The sequence below is a fragment of the Methylovorus menthalis genome (genome assembly GCF_020523625.1).
GTDB classification, from domain to species: domain Bacteria; phylum Pseudomonadota; class Gammaproteobacteria; order Burkholderiales; family Methylophilaceae; genus Methylovorus; species Methylovorus menthalis.
The window spans coordinates 1097585-1114577 of sequence record NZ_JAJAQH010000006.1 but is presented as its reverse complement, the minus strand read 5'-3'; the positions used below and the strand labels follow the sequence as shown (position 1 = coordinate 1114577).

12 protein-coding genes and 2 tRNA genes are annotated in these 16993 nt (G+C 51.6%); 8 read left to right on the top strand and 6 right to left on the bottom strand.

Annotated elements, in window-relative coordinates:
- From LG204_RS11130 to LG204_RS11110, 5 genes are all read left to right on the top strand, one after another.
- On the top strand, nt 1-1458 hold the full coding sequence (locus tag LG204_RS11130) for a HAMP domain-containing sensor histidine kinase (protein ID WP_230337334.1): 1458 nt from the start codon (nt 1-3) through the stop codon (nt 1456-1458).
- A gap of 505 nt (nt 1459-1963) precedes the next feature.
- Nucleotides 1964-2647, top strand: coding sequence for a Crp/Fnr family transcriptional regulator (locus LG204_RS11125; protein WP_230337333.1), 684 nt, complete (start codon nt 1964-1966; stop codon nt 2645-2647).
- Between the two features lie 151 nt (nt 2648-2798).
- Nucleotides 2799-3302, top strand: coding sequence for a DUF2059 domain-containing protein (locus LG204_RS11120; protein ID WP_230337332.1), 504 nt, complete (start codon nt 2799-2801; stop codon nt 3300-3302).
- 178 nt (nt 3303-3480) lie between these two features.
- Complete coding sequence (locus tag LG204_RS11115) at nt 3481-3873, top strand: flagellar brake protein (protein ID WP_230337331.1); 393 nt, start codon at nt 3481-3483, stop codon at nt 3871-3873.
- Nucleotides 3874-4032: 159 nt separating this feature from the next.
- Entirely contained in the window at nt 4033-5667 is a 1635-nt protein-coding gene (locus tag LG204_RS11110) for a phosphoethanolamine transferase (RefSeq protein WP_230337330.1), read from the top strand.
- 51 nt (nt 5668-5718) lie between these two features.
- Here LG204_RS11110 and LG204_RS11105 read toward each other — a convergent pair whose 3' ends face one another.
- On the bottom strand, nt 5719-6636 hold the full coding sequence (locus tag LG204_RS11105) for a helix-turn-helix domain-containing protein (protein WP_230337329.1): 918 nt from the start codon (nt 6634-6636) through the stop codon (nt 5719-5721).
- A 221-nt stretch (nt 6637-6857) separates the two neighbouring features.
- Here LG204_RS11105 and LG204_RS11100 point away from each other — a divergent pair, with 221 nt between their 5' ends.
- Complete coding sequence (locus LG204_RS11100; protein ID WP_230337328.1) at nt 6858-7631, top strand: nuclear transport factor 2 family protein; 774 nt, start codon at nt 6858-6860, stop codon at nt 7629-7631.
- A gap of 52 nt (nt 7632-7683) precedes the next feature.
- Here the strand turns inward: LG204_RS11100 and LG204_RS11095 are convergent.
- The 4 genes from LG204_RS11095 to LG204_RS11080 all read right to left on the bottom strand — a co-directional run bounded on the left by LG204_RS11095 (nt 7684) and on the right by LG204_RS11080 (nt 10375).
- Nucleotides 7684-7759, bottom strand: a tRNA-Asn gene (locus LG204_RS11095).
- Nucleotides 7760-7815: 56 nt separating this feature from the next.
- A tRNA-Asn gene (locus tag LG204_RS11090) sits at nt 7816-7891 on the bottom strand.
- Nucleotides 7892-8023: 132 nt separating this feature from the next.
- The gene (locus LG204_RS11085) at nt 8024-9235 is read right to left on the bottom strand and encodes a pyridoxal phosphate-dependent aminotransferase (protein ID WP_230337327.1); all 1212 of its coding nucleotides are present in this window, start codon (nt 9233-9235) and stop codon (nt 8024-8026) included.
- Between the two features lie 129 nt (nt 9236-9364).
- Nucleotides 9365-10375, bottom strand: coding sequence for a trypsin-like peptidase domain-containing protein (locus LG204_RS11080; RefSeq protein ID WP_230337326.1), 1011 nt, complete (start codon nt 10373-10375; stop codon nt 9365-9367).
- Nucleotides 10376-10524: 149 nt separating this feature from the next.
- Here LG204_RS11080 and uvrB point away from each other — a divergent pair, with 149 nt between their 5' ends.
- The gene (gene uvrB / locus LG204_RS11075) at nt 10525-12561 is read left to right on the top strand and encodes an excinuclease ABC subunit UvrB (protein WP_230337325.1); all 2037 of its coding nucleotides are present in this window, start codon (nt 10525-10527) and stop codon (nt 12559-12561) included.
- Nucleotides 12562-12694: 133 nt separating this feature from the next.
- Here the strand turns inward: uvrB and LG204_RS11070 are convergent, their stop codons facing one another.
- The gene (locus LG204_RS11070) at nt 12695-15433 is read right to left on the bottom strand and encodes an Rne/Rng family ribonuclease (protein ID WP_230337324.1); all 2739 of its coding nucleotides are present in this window, start codon (nt 15431-15433) and stop codon (nt 12695-12697) included.
- 547 nt (nt 15434-15980) lie between these two features.
- Between LG204_RS11070 and LG204_RS11065 the strand changes: the two genes are divergently transcribed.
- Nucleotides 15981-16985: an RluA family pseudouridine synthase gene (locus tag LG204_RS11065; RefSeq protein WP_407664205.1), complete on the top strand. Its 1005-nt coding sequence runs from the start codon at nt 15981-15983 to the stop codon at nt 16983-16985.
- Nucleotides 16986-16993: the final 8 nt, after the last annotated feature.

Here is a 16993-nt window from a genome sequence, read left to right as displayed (position 1 = left end):
ATGGGGCGGCTTTACTGGAAGTTCTTTTTCTTTTTCCTGTTCGCACAGCTGACATCGGTATTTGGTGTTGGTCTGGCCGTGTGGGCACACAACCGCAGTCTGGAAAATTCCCGGTCGCTGATTGAAGCAAGTCCACCTGCCATGTCGGTATTGGCTGCAGTGTCGGCCACGCTGGAGCATGGTGGCGTGGGTGCAGCACGCAAAATGCTGGAAGGCTGGCCACAGCGCCGCATGCCGCAGATTTATGTGGTTAATGAAGCAGGTGAAGATCTGTTACAGCGCAGGGTTTCTCCCGAGTTATTGCAACTTGCCATCTCGCAACTTGATAAAGACGAGGCTGTGCGCAGTATTCGTGCAGATGATGGGCATCAATATATGCTATTTGTACCCGCGCGTTCTCGCGGCGGACAACCTCAACCCAATGAGGGAATGGGCGGTCCGGACGGACCACCTCCCGACATGCACGACCCCTCCGACATGCATCAGCCACCTCCAAGCGAGCGCGCTGATGACAGGCCGCCGCCGCCCAATGGTGGCATGCGCTCACGCTTCTGGCGTGTATTTCCACTGGTACCCCTGTCTGCCGGGGTGATCGCCAGTCTGGTGTTTGCTGCCTTGCTGGCATGGTATTTTTCCAAACCCATACGTAGTTTGCGGCAGGCGTTTATTACCGCGACGGAGGGGGATCTGGAAGTGCGTGTGGCAGGTTCTATGGGCCACCGCCGCGATGAACTGAGCGATCTTGGGCGCGATTTTGATACGATGGCATCTCGCTTGGGAGCCCTGCTGCAAGGGCAATCACGGCTATTGCATCATGTTTCGCATGAATTGCGCTCGCCGCTGGCACGCATGCAGATGGCGATTGGCCTTGCCCGGCAAAGCCCGGAAAAGGTCACTAGCTCGCTGGAGCGTATTGAGCGCGAGTCCATACGCATGGATAAGCTGGTAGGTGAGCTGCTTGCATTTTCGCGCCTGGAATCCGGCGTCACCAACATCCATAAAGAGCGGATTGATCTTAGCGATCTGCTGTTTACCTTGGCGGAAGATGCCCAATTTGAAGCCAAGGATCGCAAGATAGAAGTGCGATTGCTGCCACACGACGATTTTGTGCTGGAGGCGCAGCCGGATTTGCTGCATCGTGCGCTCGAAAACATCGTGCGCAATGCCCTCAAGTATGGTCCAGATGGTAGTGATGTGGATATTGATGTCACGAGTGACCCTGCTTTACGTATGGTACTAATCCGTATACGTGATCAGGGCATGGGCGTTGCACCCCATGAGTTGGAAACGATCTTTCAGCCATTTTACCGTGCGAATTCTGGACTCGGGTCCGATGGTCACGGTATCGGACTTGCCTTGGCCAAGCAGGTGGTCGAGATGCATGGCGGCAAAATATCCGCTCGCAATATTTCTCCTGTCGGGTTTGAAATCTCGGTCCAGCTGCCTTATCTGGGCTAATGCTTCCCCTTCTTTGGCGCGATCAAGCGCTGAATATCCCGTAATTAATTCGCCAAATTTTTCATCCCACCAGATTTTTTCCATGGTGGATTAACTCTGACTACTAACTGCCTTTTTACGCGCGAAATAATGAAATTTTGAAATGTGAATGTATATTAAATATTTAAAATCATATGCTTGATTAATATTTTAGGTTGCCTGGTCTTCGTATGTTTCCGTGTTTTTTTCTTCATCCCGCTGCGGGATAACTCTTTCTTGTAACTCTCTCATATAGCACCTTGAGCCAATAGCTGAGGTGCAAATCTGCTGCTAGCCTTACATTTGCCTAAGCAACGCTGCCGAGCGTCACAACGGCTGGGTTGCTTAGGCAAATGTATGGCAAACCCACAATAAGAAAATCGATGAAGCAACGTTTTACCGGGTTGTGCATTCGCCAGTGGCAATCGTGCTGGTTGGATACGCAAATAACTATAAAGCAGGTTACCAAGCGTCTATAGGGGTTCACATGAGTATTACACAAGTTAAAGCGCTGCCTTTACTTCAAGGGCTGCCCCAGCCATTACTGGAAGAGTATTATCGATATTTCAGGATGTTCCGGATTGAGAAAAAGAACTTCGTCTGCCACAAAGGGGACGAGGCGGGCGAACTGTTCTTTTTGCTGAGTGGTCGACTGATGGTGGTAGACATCTCGGCAGAAGGCCGACAGACCGGGCTAAGTTTCATTTCCCCCGGCGATTACTTCGGTGAGCTTTCTGTATTGGACGATTTGCCGCGAGCGGCTTCCATTCTCGCCGTCTCTGAGTCGCTGATTGCGGCGTTACCCAAAAGCAAGGTCAACACATTGGTCAACCATGTACCGAAAGTCGCAGAGCGCATGTTGAAAGACATGTGTCATCGCATGCGAGTGGTGACGGATTTTCGTTGTTTGCTAGGGGTACCCAATGCGTATAGTCGGGTTTTTTTACTGATTTCGCGCATGGCCAGCAATCAGTCCTATGTCGAGCACTTTCCATCGCATCAGCAAGTAGCCATCATGGTGAACACCAGTCGAGAAACCGTCTCTCGTGCGCTTGGCTTGTTGGTGAGTGAAGGGGTCGTAGAAAAGGAAAGCATGCGACTGGTAGTGAAAAAACCAGAAACGCTGAACCGCATGGCAAGTGACTTCATGGTTTCAAGTTCAAGGCCTTAAAGCATCTTCAAAGAAACAGCTGTCGGCGTGATGTCCAGATCTCCTCATCAAGTGCATACCCCAGTGGTACGCATTAGAGTATGATTTATGTTCGATTGTGGCCTGCATCGGGCTTTTTGCGATCTAACCGACATACTCTAGAGGAGGTCACGTGACACGTATTATCGTATGTATCTTTGCTTTGTTCATCTCTCTGCAATCGCTGGCAGCAGAAAGTGCACCCACCGATGAGTCTATTAAAAACTTGTTGGACGCCATGAACGCCAAACAGATGCTCGAAAAAATCCGGGCACAGAATGCTACCTCGGTGAAAGCGTCGATTCTTGGGCAATTGGGCGGGCGACAGCTGAATCCGCAACAAGAAAAAGTGTTGAATGCGACGTCGGAAAAAATCTCCAACATCATGGCCGAAGTCATGACCTGGGAAAATTTCCAGAGTATTTATACCAGTCTCTATAAAAAGAACTTCAGCCAGGAGGAAGTAAATGCGCTGACGGCATTTTATAAAACGCCGGCAGGAAAATCTTCCATGAATAAAATGCCTGCGGTCACCCAGCAAATTATTCTGGAAAGCCAGAAATTGCTGGTTCCTGTGCAAGAGCGAATCCAACAGGCGGCACAAGAGGGGGCTGCCGAGTTTCGCAAAGCTCAGTAACAACTGAAGTCGAAATGTAAAAGACATGCCACGCGAGATATTCGCGTGGCATTTTTCATTCAAGCACGAAAAATACCTGATAGAATCCTATTCAAGGGTTATCGTTTTCAGATGCGTCAGGGCGTGCCGGAAAACGACTTTCGGTTTTGTAATAACTTTAATTCAATGATAAAAAACCATGATTCATCCAGAACACAATCAGCGTGAGTTTTTCCGCATCCCGCCACCGGGGCTGCTCTGCACCATCCCCATGACGGAAAGCGCACCTTCATTCCCGGTGCTTGATATCAGCATCGCAGGGTTGGCGTTGGTATTACCCAAAAGTAAGCACAGTACGCTGGAAGTTGGCGCAACGTATCATGAATGTAATTTTGTTGTTCCCGAGTTTGGTGAAATCAATGTCACCATGCTGGTAAGAAATGTACTGGAAATGAACGAGGGCACCTCACTACGGCATTTTCGCGCTGGATTCTCGTATGTTGACGTCAAGCCGCAAACCCAAGCCCGCCTGATGCGTTATATTGCTTATCTTGAGCGGTTGATGCACAAGCAACAAATTGCTGCTGAGTAAAACGATTTAATCTGACTCAACATAATAAAGAGAGCCTGCAATATGCAGGCTTTTTGTTTAGTTCCGCCTTGAAGCTAATGCCTGAGCGTAAGCCAGGATTTGGAGTGTATCCCTCAACGTGTCAGGCGTTGGGTAGCTTCAGTATAACAATATAAGGTGATGACCATTTTTACCCGCCAAACCCGCTTTATCGCAATTGCTTCTCTGTTCCTTTTCGCGACAGCCAATCTTTCTCTGTGGGCAAGATTGCTTGAGATATATCCGCTGGGTACTGCCTTTAGCAGCAACGCTTTGCATTTCATCAGCATTGCATTGTTTTTTGCCTTAAGCATCGTGCTTTTCATGCTATGGGTATGCCACGGCAAGATTGGCAAGTGGATATTGGCTGCTTTTGTGTTTGTCTCATCTCTTGCGGCTTACTACATGGATCATTACGGGGTGGTGATCGATGTGGTTATGATCAACAACATTTTTGAGACCAATCCGCAGGAAATGGCAGGCTTGATAAGCCCCAGCATGTTGCTACGGCTGTTTGCCTTTGGTGCGTTGCCGCTTATCCTCATCGTTCGTTATTGGCCGCTCTCTGCCGGGCGTAAGCCAGAATTGGTCTCCAGGCTAAAACTCACCTTATGGCTTGTGATTGTAATGGCGCTGGCAATTGCCATTGCCCCCGCCAATTTCACCAATTTCGTTAAAGAACATAAAATCACGCGTCTATATGCCAACCCTACCGGTTGGACCTACTCCGCATTTTCATATATCAGCCAATTTGCAAAAGCGGCAACGATGAAAACCACGCTGCAAGACAGTGCTGCAGATACCCAGGAGGTAGGCACCCATCGCGAGAGTGAGCTTGTCATTCTGGTGGTGGGCGAAACTGCCAGAGCTGATCGTTTTTCACTTAATGGCTACCATCGGCCGACTAATCCTGAGCTGGCAAAACGCGACGTCATCAGTTTCAAAGATGTTACTTCCTGTGGTACGTCCACCGGTGAGTCAGTTCCCTGCATGTTTTCAGCATTAGGCCGTGAGCATTTCACTCGACAGAAGGCAGGGCAATATAAGAACGCCCTGGATGTGTTGTCGGAAGAGGGGGTGGAAGTTCTATGGCGGGATAATAACTCCGACTCGAAAGGCGTGGCCACCCGCGTCCAATACGAAGACTTCAAGAGTCCCACCTTCAATCCTGCATGTGATACAGAATGTCGCGATATCGGCATGTTGTCTGGACTTGACAAATATATTGAGGGGCACAAGGGGAAGGATATCCTGATTGTGCTGCACCAGATGGGCAACCATGGACCTGAATACTACCGGCGCTATCCAAAGGCTTTTGAGTACTTCAAACCCGTATGCATGACAGGCGAACTGCGTAGCTGTACACCCGAGGAAATCAACAACGGGTATGACAATGCCGTTCGGTATACCGATTACTTCCTGGCCAGCATCATCGACTTCTTGAAGAAATACGACAATACCCATGCCACCGCCATGTTCTATGTCAGCGACCATGGGGAGTCATTAGGCGAAAAGGGCGTATACCTGCATGCGGCACCTTACGCCACGGCACCGGTTGAGCAAACGCACGTTCCAGCCGTGTTCTGGGCCGGCAAGAACTTTGATTACCCGGTCAGCATGTTAAAACTCTATGAGAATGCGCCATTAAGTCATGATGATCTGTTCTGTGGTTTGTTGATCGCCTTTGAAATGAAGACCGAGACATGTACGGCAAAAGATGCGTGGCTATTCAAAAATCCTGATGTCGGCGCGCTTTCAAGCAGCAAGGTGCCATAAGGGCAAGTGCTGGCCCGCGTGAGCATTCATCAACACTCCTGGCGCTGGCTGTTAGTTATAAATAGAGTAATTCTGTTTTCTGAATGCGTTCGGCGCCATCCCGCTATTGCGTTTGAAAAACTTGACGAAATTGGTGGGTTCGTCAAATCCAAGCTGATCCGCAATGGTGTAGATCTGCATTTGCGTATGGCTTAGCAAGCGTTTGGCCTCCAGGCTGATTCTGGCCGCAATATATTCTTTTGCCCCCATGGCCACCGCTGCCTGGCTTGCCCTGGTCAGACTTTTTACTGTGCAGCCAAGCTCTGCAGCGTAATCAGCTACAGCGTGTTGATGGGAAAACTTTTCTTCAACCAGTTTTCTGAATCGCCTGAAACGGGAAAAGTGCGCTGCATCGGGTTCCGCATCCATTGCCTGCTCGCCCAGCATCAGCAAGCGCAGCAGCAGGGCTTTCAAGGTGAACCTTAGCATAGCATTGGTCATTGCTTTCGCATTCAGGGTCTGTGCGTCCATCGCCATTTGCGCCAAGCATGAGCAGATGGTTTTCAGGGACGACTCCGTCAGGCTCAGGCAGGCGGGCATGCCTTGTATGGCGTCTGTCAGGAAAACGCTTCCGCCTGCATCTTCATTAGTGGATGCCAGATACTCTGCCCGAAAAATGACGATCCACCCATCGCAACCATCATTCAGATCAAACTGCAAAGCCTGGTTCGGGCTCATCAATACCAGTGAACCAGCAGTGCATGCAATCGGCAGATAATCCACCACCGGCATGCAGTGCCCCTGGGTGATCAGCATCAGCAGGTAAAAATTGATCTGATGAGCCTGCCGGAACCTGTTTTCCAGGATGCGTTTTCTCAAGTCGGCAAATGAAATGACTTCGATGTCCAGGCCATAAGACGTCGGAGGGGTGAAGGAAACGCGTTCCAGCGCCTGACGTGATATACCCCTGTCTTTTGTTGCTGCCATCATGAAATGTCTTTTATTTACCATAAATAAGCCAAAAACTACCTAGGGTTACTGCCTTATATTTCCTAATATTACCTCGCATCTTCTTTTGCGTGTTCAAGTCTATCCTGGAGTTTTTTATGAATATGTATGTTGGCAAGATAACGCCGCTTGTCGCGGCGTGCTTATTAATGTTGGCGCCGAACGCTTACGCCGCCTCACCATCTGGAAAAAAGGAAACCGCTATGCAAGTACCCATCAAAGAACAGGTCGTTCAATTACTCAAGAGCATAGAGACTGGCGACATGAAGCCAGTGGCTTACATCAATGCCGAAAAGTATATCCAGCATAACCTCAGTGTCGGCGATGGCCTGGCGGGGTTTGGTGCTGTTTTGCAGCAATTGCCAGTTGGCAGCGCCAAAGTAAATACCATCCGGGTTTTGCAGGATGGTGACTTTGTCGTTACCCACACCGAATACAATTTTTTCGGGCCCAAGATCGGTTTTGATGTATTCCGCTTTGAGAATGGAAAGATAGTCGAGCACTGGGATAATTTGCAGGAAACACCGTCAACCCCCAATCCTAGCGGCCACAGCATGACCGATGGTGATAACACCATCAAGGATGTTGAAAAAACAGCGTCTAACAAAAAACTTGTTTCCGATTTTGTTGACGATGTCCTTGTAAACGGCAAGCTGGAAAAACTGGCGTCTTACTTTGACGGTGATCATTACATCCAGCATAACCCTGCGATTGCGGATGGCTTGTCAGGCTTGGGTGCTGCGCTTAAATACCTGGCGGAGCAGGGCATCACCATGAAATATACCCAGGTCCATAAGGTATTGGGCGAGGGCAATTTTGTGCTGGTAATCAGTGAAGGGGAGTTCGCTGGCAAGCCGACATCCTTCTACGATCTGTTTCGCGTGCAGAATGGCAAGATCGCTGAACACTGGGACACCATGGAAACGATACCTGCGAAGCCAGACTGGAAGAATCAGAATGGGAAATTCGGGTTTTAAGTGAAGGCTCAGATATAAAAAAAGCCCACAAGACTGTGGGCTTTTTCATATTTGGCTCCCCGACCTGGGCTCGAACCAGGGACACACGGATTAACAGTCCGTTGCTCTACCGACTGAGCTATCGGGGAATATCGGTTAAATTCATCGGAAAAAAAGCCCACAAGACTGTGGGCTTTTTCATATTTGGCTCCCCGACCTGGGCTCGAACCAGGGACACACGGATTAACAGTCCGTTGCTCTACCGACTGAGCTATCGGGGAATCGATGAAGGCGCTACTATAAAGACTCGGCGGGCTTCGGTCAACATTTTTGTGCAAAAAACAGCGTGTAAAACGGACTGTTTTTTTGCTGAAAAATGTGGCTAAAAACCGCCTTGTCTTATGCTTTTATAATCAAACAGTAAGTGCCTTTTCAATCCGATCGAGGGCGTTTCTCAGGTTTTCCATGGAAGTGGCAAACGAGATGCGGAAATACCCCTCAGCACCGAATGCAGAGCCGGGAACCACGGCGACGCCGACTTTTTCCAGCAGGTATTCTGACAACGCCATATCGGTGGTGTCGCTGATGACGCCGGCTTTGTGCAGGTTGGCGATGGCGACGCGAGCATCGGGGAAGGCGTAAAACGCGCCACCGGCCTTGATACACTTGAGGCCAGGCATCTGGTTAAAGCGGTTCACCACGTATTCATGACGTTCGCGGAAAGCTTCTACCATGGGGGTGATGCATTCCTGTGGGCCTTCAAGCGCGGCTTGCGCAGCGACTTGCGAGATGGAGGTTGGGTTGGAGGTGGATTGCGATTGCAAAATCTCCATGGCCTTGATGATGTGAGCAGGTCCAGCGGCATAGCCAATGCGCCAGCCAGTCATGGAGTAGGCTTTGGACACACCATTCAGCACTACGCAGCGACTCTTCAGCTCAGGAGTGGCATTGAGGATGTTATGAAATTTTTCGCCGGTGAGGTTAACGTGTTCGTACATATCATCGGTGGCGACCAGAATCTGCGGATGCTTCTTGAGCACTTCGCCCAGCGCCTGCAGCTCGGCCAGGGTGTATACCGAGCCGGTTGGGTTGGATGGTGAGTTGATCATGAACATGCGCGTCTGCGGCGTGATGGCGGCTTCGAGTTGCGCAGGGGTCAGCTTGAAGCCTTGTTCAATGCCGCACTCGATAATCACTGGCTTGGCACCTGCCACCATGGCGATGTCGGCATACGACACCCAGTAAGGCGCAGGCACAATGACCTCATCGCCTGGATTGAGCACAGCCAGCGCCAGGTTGAAAATACATTGCTTGCCGCCCACCCCGACAATCACTTCCTTTTCGGTGTAGTCAAAGCCGTTTTCATTTTTGAATTTCGCGACGATGGCTTTTTTCAGCCCAGGAATTCCACTGACCGGTGTGTACTTGGTAAAGCCACTGTCGATGGCTTTCTTGGCAGCATCCTTGATATGCTGCGGCGTATCGAAATCAGGTTCGCCAGCGCCGAGACCAATAATGTCGCGGCCTTCAGCTTTTAGCTTGGCGGCACGTGCTGTCACAGCCAGAGTGGGGGATTCTTTGATGGTTTGAACGCGCTGCGAGAGCGGTAAAGCTAAGGGCTCCAAAGTAACTTCCTTGAATGGGGGTGAGTGATAAAGCGCTAATTTTACTCACAAAACCCATCCTGCGGAACTGGCAGCGCGTTTTTTTGATGGTTCCTTCATGTGCTTGTCATGAAATTCATGCTCAGCTTTTCAGCATTCAAGCTTGCAACCAACCGTATTGCCGAATTCCTCTGCGATATTTTTATCCAGACTGAGTAAAGCCAAGCTGATTTTGTGCACTTCCTGCTTGTCGCCTTTTTCGTTGGCAATAACGCCAATTCGGAACAAGGCATCGGTATTGTTGGCGTCCAGCATTAGCGACTTGCGATAGTGCTTTTCCGCCTCATCTAGGCGTGAAAGTTTTTCCTGAGCCCAACCTAATTCGTACCAAGCCTCGGTATTGTTGGGCTCGGCCTGAGTCCAACCCTGGGCAATCTGTTCCAGCTTCAACCAGTCCTCCTGCAGTTCGGGGACGGCGATACGCAGAAAGTAAGGCTTGGTGTCTTCTTCCTCTTCCCAGAACGCTTTGCCGGTAATTTGCATGACGCTTTCTGCGGGGTGTTGAGCCACCTTGTCTAGCCATTCAATCGGGACTGCATAGAAGTAAGCGACGCGACCTATGGTTTTGAATGTGTTGATGCCAACCAACTGGCCTTCTTCATTGAACAAACCACTGCCGCTCGCGCCAAGGGCAAAGCGGGCAGTGCTGCGTAGGATAATGCCATCATCCAGCGGATATGCAGATTTCACGCTGCCCAGAGAGGTGACGGGGGCGGGAGACCCGCTGGAGTGACCAATAGCAATGACCTCTTCGCCCTTTTTCATGTCGGAGGCTTTGCCTAGCGTGGCAGGTTTGAATGGCAAGTTATCTGTCGTGATCAGGCATAGGTCATGCCAGCGATCCGCTTGTATCGAGGCAATGGGGTAAGTATCTTCGCCGCGGGAAACCCAGGGTTCTTTTGTCTGGCGGAAAATATGACAGTTGGTCAGCACCTTGTTGGGCGCCACAATCACGCCGGAACCATAGGCTAGGCTGCCGTTCTGGTTATAGCCGCGGATCATCACAATCGAGAAAAAAGAATCCATCAGCTTGGCACGGTCAAAGGCATGCGCGGTGGGGATCAAAGTAAATGCCGTGAGCAGGGTCAGCAGGTAGCGCATGTGTCATTCTCCATAATGTCGTTATTGTTGCGGCTGATGGCCGTCTTGTTTGTACGTGAGCCTGCCAGAAAGACATTTAATTAATAATCGAGTTCGGCGTAATAGATTTGAACTGCTAGAATACCTATTCGCTTTTATAGGTGTTTGATGTGATTGTTACTTTCCCGAATAGTCGATACCAGCTTCATCAGCCTTTCCCACCCGCCGGCGACCAGCCTGCCGCCATAGAAAAACTCATTACCGGTATAGAGCAGGGCATGCGCTACCAGACCCTGCTGGGGGTAACCGGCTCGGGTAAGACCTACACCATGGCCAACGTCATTGCCCGTACCGGTCGGCCTGCGATGGTGATGGCACCAAACAAAACATTGGCAGCCCAGCTGTATTCGGAGTTTCGCGAGTTCTTCCCGAACAATGCAGTGGAGTATTTCGTCTCGTATTACGATTATTACCAGCCTGAGGCTTATGTGCCCTCGCGCGATCTGTTTATCGAAAAAGACTCCAGCATTAATGATCATATCGAGCAGATGCGGCTTTCAGCGACCAAATCGCTACTGGAGCGTGAAGACAGCATTATTGTGGCCACCGTGTCGGCGATTTACGGCATTGGTGATCCTGGTGAGTACCATGGCATGGTGCTGCATATCCACCAGGGCATGAAGGTAAGTCAGCGCGACATCGTGAACAAGCTGATCACGATGCAATATGACCGTAATGACTTTGACTTCTCGCGAGGTGCTTTTCGGGTGCGCGGCGATGTGGTCGATGTGTTCCCATCGGAAAATAGCGAGACTGCCGTGCGTATCAGCCTGTTTGACGATGAAATCGAAACCATACAGCTGTTTGATCCCCTGACCGGGCAGGTATTTAACAAGATCCACAATTTCCGCATCTTCCCCTCCAGCCATTATGTGACGGCGCGGGAAGCGACGGTGCGGGCGATGGAAACCATCAAGCAAGAACTGCGCGATCGCGTGGATTTCTTCATCAAGAATAACAAGCTGGTTGAGGCGCAACGCATAGAGCAGCGTACGCGGTTTGACCTGGAAATGCTCAATGAAATCGGTTTCTGCAAGGGCATTGAAAACTACAGCCGCCATCTTACCGGCCGCTCACCAGGGGATGCGCCGCCGACGCTGATTGATTACCTGCCTGACAATGCCTTAATGATCATTGATGAAAGTCACGTCACCATTCCTCAGGTTGGCGGCATGTACAAAGGTGACCGGGCGCGCAAGGAAAACCTGGTGGACTATGGGTTCCGCTTGCCTTCAGCGCTGGATAACCGTCCGCTACGGTTTGAAGAGTTTGAGAAGATCATGCGGCAATGCGTGTTTGTCAGCGCCACGCCCGCCGACTACGAGGCTACCCATCAGGAGCAAGTGGTTGAGCAGGTGGCACGCCCCACAGGCCTGATTGACCCTGAAATCACCGTAAAACCGGCAGATACCCAGGTGGATGATCTGCTGTCTGAAATCAAGCTGCGGGTGGCGGTAGGCGAACGCGTGCTGGCGACGACCCTGACCAAGCGCATGGCGGAGGATTTGACCGATTATCTGTCTGAGCACGGCGTAAAGGTACGTTACCTGCACTCGGACATTGATACCGTGGAGCGGGTGGAAATTATTCGCGACTTGCGGCTTGGCGAGTTTGATGTGCTGGTTGGCATCAACTTGCTGCGTGAGGGGCTGGATATTCCTGAAGTTTCACTCGTTGCTGTGCTGGATGCCGACAAGGAAGGCTTCTTGCGTTCAGAGCGATCGCTGATTCAAACCGCAGGGCGTGCCGCGCGTAATCTCAATGGCAAGGTGATTTTCTACGCCAACAATATTACCCGCTCCATGAAGCTGGCCATGGATGAAACCCTGCGCCGTCGTGCCAAGCAAATGGCATTCAACGAAGCTAATGGGATTGTCCCCAGGGGCGTGACCAAGCGCATCAAGGACATTATCGACGGCGTATACGACAAGGATGATGCGAAACGCGAGCGTCAGGCCGCGCAGGATCAGGCCAGCTATGAAGCTCTGAGCGAAAAGCAGATCATCAAGGAAATGAAGCGTCTGGAAAAATCCATGCACGACAGCGCACAAAACCTCGAGTTTGAAAAAGCCGCAGAATTCCGGGACCAGCTGAAAAAACTCAAGGCCAAGTTTTATGGTACGGATGTGCCCGATATCCTGCCTTGATAATAATTAAAGTCTCATCTGTTCTGGAGCAAGGCTGTTCTCGTGCACTCTTGAACTGAAGCAGGCATAAAAAAACCCGTTCCAAATGGAACGGGTTTTTTTATGAGGGAAGAGCGGCTAGCCGCTACTTCTCTTACTTCTGTGTTTCGATCATCACCAGTGGTGCTTCAGCAGTGGCCTCTTCGGCCGCTGCCTTTTGCTGCCATGCGGCCGGTTTACGGCTACGTGGAGCGGCTGGTTCAGCTTCAGCTGAAGCAGCTGCCACAGGGGCATCCGCCTTGGTTTCAACCAGTTGCAACCCACTTGCAGCAAGGTCCAGCGGCTTGGTTTCTGCCTCAGCCTTGCGACGACGGGGCGCGCGAGGCTTTTTCTCTGGCTTGTCAGTGGTCTCGGTTTTTGCTGCAACCACCGCTGGTTCAGCATCCACTACGACTTCTGCTGCTGGCGCTGATTCGCTAACCGCGGCAACGGATGCTGGTGCCGCAACGTCACTAACCAGAGCCAGATCCGCTTGTTGAGGTTCCACTACCTTGGCCACAGCCTCGGTCGTTGGGGTTGCTTCAATCACCGGGGCTGCAGCAACTGTTTCAACGACAGTAGGCGCTTCGCTAACAGCGGTGTTTTGCACGGCGGTTTCAACTGAAGCTACTGGCGCTGTCACTTGTTGGGCAACGTCGTCTGCTACTGGGGCGCCAATAGCGGCGTCATCACCTGCCTTACGTGGCTGGTTTTCACGTGGCTCGCGGGCTGGGCGCTCACGGCGACCATTACGGCCTCGACGGCTACGTGGCTCATTGCCAGCTTCGCCATTGGCTGCTTGTTGAGCTGATGCAGGCGCTGGAGATGCGATGGCCGGTTTTTCACGCGGCTCGCCACGCTCAGTACGTGGCTGGTTTTGCTGCTGGCGTGGTTCACGGCCTTCCTGTTGACGTGGTTCCTGACGGTTGCCACGTTCCTGGCGTTCGCTACGCTCATTGGCTGGACGCTCACCGCGTTCTGCGCGCTCGTTATTGCGTTCGCCACCACGTTCAGCATTGCGTTCCGTCGCTGGGCGTTCACCACGCTCGCCATTACGGCCATTGCGGTTGTTACGGGCGTTGCGGGGCTGATTGCGATTGTTACGGTTGTTGTCGCTGCGTTGCTTGGTTGTTTCAGGCGCAACCACTTCTTCCTTGGTTTCAGTAATCTTGCTGAGCCAGTTCTTGAAGCGGCCAAACAGGGAAGGGGCTGCTGCCACTTCAACGGCTTTTTCAGTTGCGATAGGGGCGGGGGATGCGGGGGTAATGCCCTTGACCGCAGCCTCAACGCGTACGGCTTTGACTTCTTGCTGCGCAGCCGGGTTGTATTCACCTTCGGTTGGCATTTCTACCATCTGGTAGCTGGCGCGACTGGTTTCCTCGTTGACATCATCACTGCGGATACGCGAGATGTTGTAGTTCGGTGTTTCCATGTGGATGTTCGGGATCAGTACGACCTGCACGCCTGAGCGTTGCTCGATCTTGTGAATCTCTGCGCGTTTTTCATTCAACAGGAATGTCGCTGCTTCAACCGGCAGTTGCACCTGAATAATGGCGCTGTTTTCCTTCATGGCTTCTTCCTGCGTAATTCGCAGGATATGCAGCGCGGTGGATTCAATGCCACGGATATGGCCAGTGCCATGGCAACGTGGGCATGGGATATGGTTGGATTCACCCAGGCTTGGACGCAGGCGCTGGCGTGACAGCTCCAGCAGGCCGAAGCGGGAAATCTTGCCGGTTTGTACGCGTGCACGGTCATGATGCAGCGCATCGCGCAAGCGGTTTTCAACTTCGCGCTGATTGCGCTGGTTTTCCATGTCGATAAAGTCGATCACCACCAAGCCACCCAAGTCGCGCAGACGCAATTGGCGGGCAACTTCATCGGCGGCTTCCAGGTTGGTATTGAACGCAGTGTGCTCAATGTCGCTGCCTTTGGTGGAGCGGCCGGAGTTAACGTCGACTGATACCAGGGCTTCTGTGTGGTCAATCACGATGGCACCGCCGGAGGGCAGGCGCACTTCACGCGAAAACGCGGTTTCGATCTGGTGCTCGATCTGGAAGCGGGAGAACAAAGGAATCTCGTCGCGATACAGCTTCACGCGCGATACATTGCCCGGCATCACGTGGTTCATGAACTGCACGGCTTGCTCGTGAATGTCGGCGGTGTCGATCAGGATTTCGCCAATATCTGGCTGGAAATAATCACGGATGGCACGAATGACCAGGCTGCCTTCCTGATAGATCAGGAAAGGGCCACTTTGCATGGTGGAGGCGCCTTCAATGGCGGTCCACAGTTGCAAGAGGTAATTCATGTCCCATTGCAGCTCTTCAAGATTACGGCCGATACCTGCGGTACGGGCAATGATGCTCATGCCGTTGGGCACTTCCAGCTGGGCCATCAGATCGCGCAGTTCGTTGCGGTCCTCGCCCTCGATGCGACGGGATACGCCACCGCCACGAGGATTGTTCGGCATCAGGACTAGATAGCGGCCAGCCAGGGAAATAAAGGTGGTGAGGGCAGCGCCCTTGTTGCCACGTTCGTCCTTGTCAACCTGGACGATGAGCTCCTGGCCTTCCTTCAGTACGTCCTGAATGCGGGCGCGGCCATCGCTATCGTTCTGGAAATAGCTGCGAGCCACTTCCTTGAATGGGAGGAAACCGTGACGGTCAGTGCCGTAATTGACAAATGCAGCCTCAAGAGAAGGCTCGATGCGGGTGATGATGCCCTTGTAGATGTTGCTCTTGCGTTGTTCCTTGCCAGCGGATTCGATGTCGAGGTCGATCAGTTTTTGACCATCGACGATGGCGACACGTAGTTCTTCCGACTGTGTCGCATTGAAAAGCATGCGTTTCATTGTAAGGCTCCCGCGCTCTAAGCGGTCTTGCAGACCTTGTCGCTTCAACGACAAGCAGGATTGCTGATGTCCGGCAGGGAGTGCTCCTGTGAATCACAGTGTATATGAGTGCACTTTTACTGCGTGAGCAGAGTTTGCTGCAGGAGGTAAAACCAGGCGGTTAGGCCGCTTTTTTCATCGCACGGGTTGCGATTCTGTCGCATGGCGGAAAAAAGAATTCTGATCGTTTTAATGTATCAGACTGATTTAGTTGACGAAAAATCTCGTTAACGGGTTACTTTAAACCTCTGTGCTTTAATTCTGTCTCTGGTTAGCCGTCATATCGGCTAAAATTCTTTAGTTCCAGCAATTCCTGGCCGCGCATTTATTAGCGATTTTGGTTTGCAGCGGCTTGAGCGCAATTAGTAATGTTGCAGAAAATCGCTACGATATTTTATTTGGCGAGCGAGTTAACCAAGGTATTTTTCAAGGTGTTTTTTCAAACATCAATTCATTCCCGAATAAGCGCTTAGCGCATCTATTTCGAGATTTTCGTAGTATAGGTGAGATGACTAATTTAAGCAAAGCAAGTAATGCAAATGGCGCGACCATCGGACCCAACAGTGCAGCCATGCTGACTGTCGATGAAGGTTCGGCAGGTCAGCGCATTGATAACTTCCTCACCAAAACGCTCAAGGGCGTTCCCAAGAGCCATGTGTATCGCATATTGCGCAGTGGTGAAGTGCGGGTAAACAGCAAGCGCATAGACGCGACATACCGCCTGCAATTGGGTGATCTGGTTCGTGTACCACCGATCAGGGTGCAGCCGCAACCCACGGTAGACGATTCCCGGCCAGTCACCGCCAAATTTGAACAATCAGTGATCTTTGAAGATGAAGCGATGCTGGTTATCGATAAACCAGCTGGCTTTGCCGTGCATGGCGGCAGCGGTGTCAGTCGTGGGGTGATCGAGCAATTGCGTCTTGAGCGGCCACATGCAAAGTTTCTGGAGCTGGTACATAGACTGGATCGTGAAACCTCGGGCGTGCTGATGCTGGCGAAAAAGCGCAGCGCATTGGTCGGATTGCACGAAGCCATGCGCGCGAATCATATGGACAAGCGTTACCTCATGCTGGTCAGTGGTGATTGGAAAGAAAAGAAAAAGCGCGTCGTGCTGGCCTTGCAAAAGCATGTAACGGCCAATGGCGAGCGCAAGGTCACGGTGGAGGAGGAGGGGCAGAATTCGGAAACCATTTTCCATCTGAAAAAGTCCTACGGGGAATTCACCCTGCTGGAGGCGCAGCTGATTACCGGCCGCACGCATCAGCTTCGTGTTCAGCTGGCGCATTTGGGCTTTCCGATTGCCGGGGACGACAAATACGGTGACTTTGCGCTGAATAAAGCCCTGCAGAAGCGCGGTTTGAAGCGCATGTTCCTGCATTCGGCGGAAACCGGTATCCGCCATCCGCTATCGGGTGACAAGCTGAAATTGATTGCGCCATTGCCTGCGGCATTGCAAGCCTTTCTTGCTACCCTCGAAAAAAAGCCGCTACCCATCAAGAATCCTGAATAGAAGCAAGA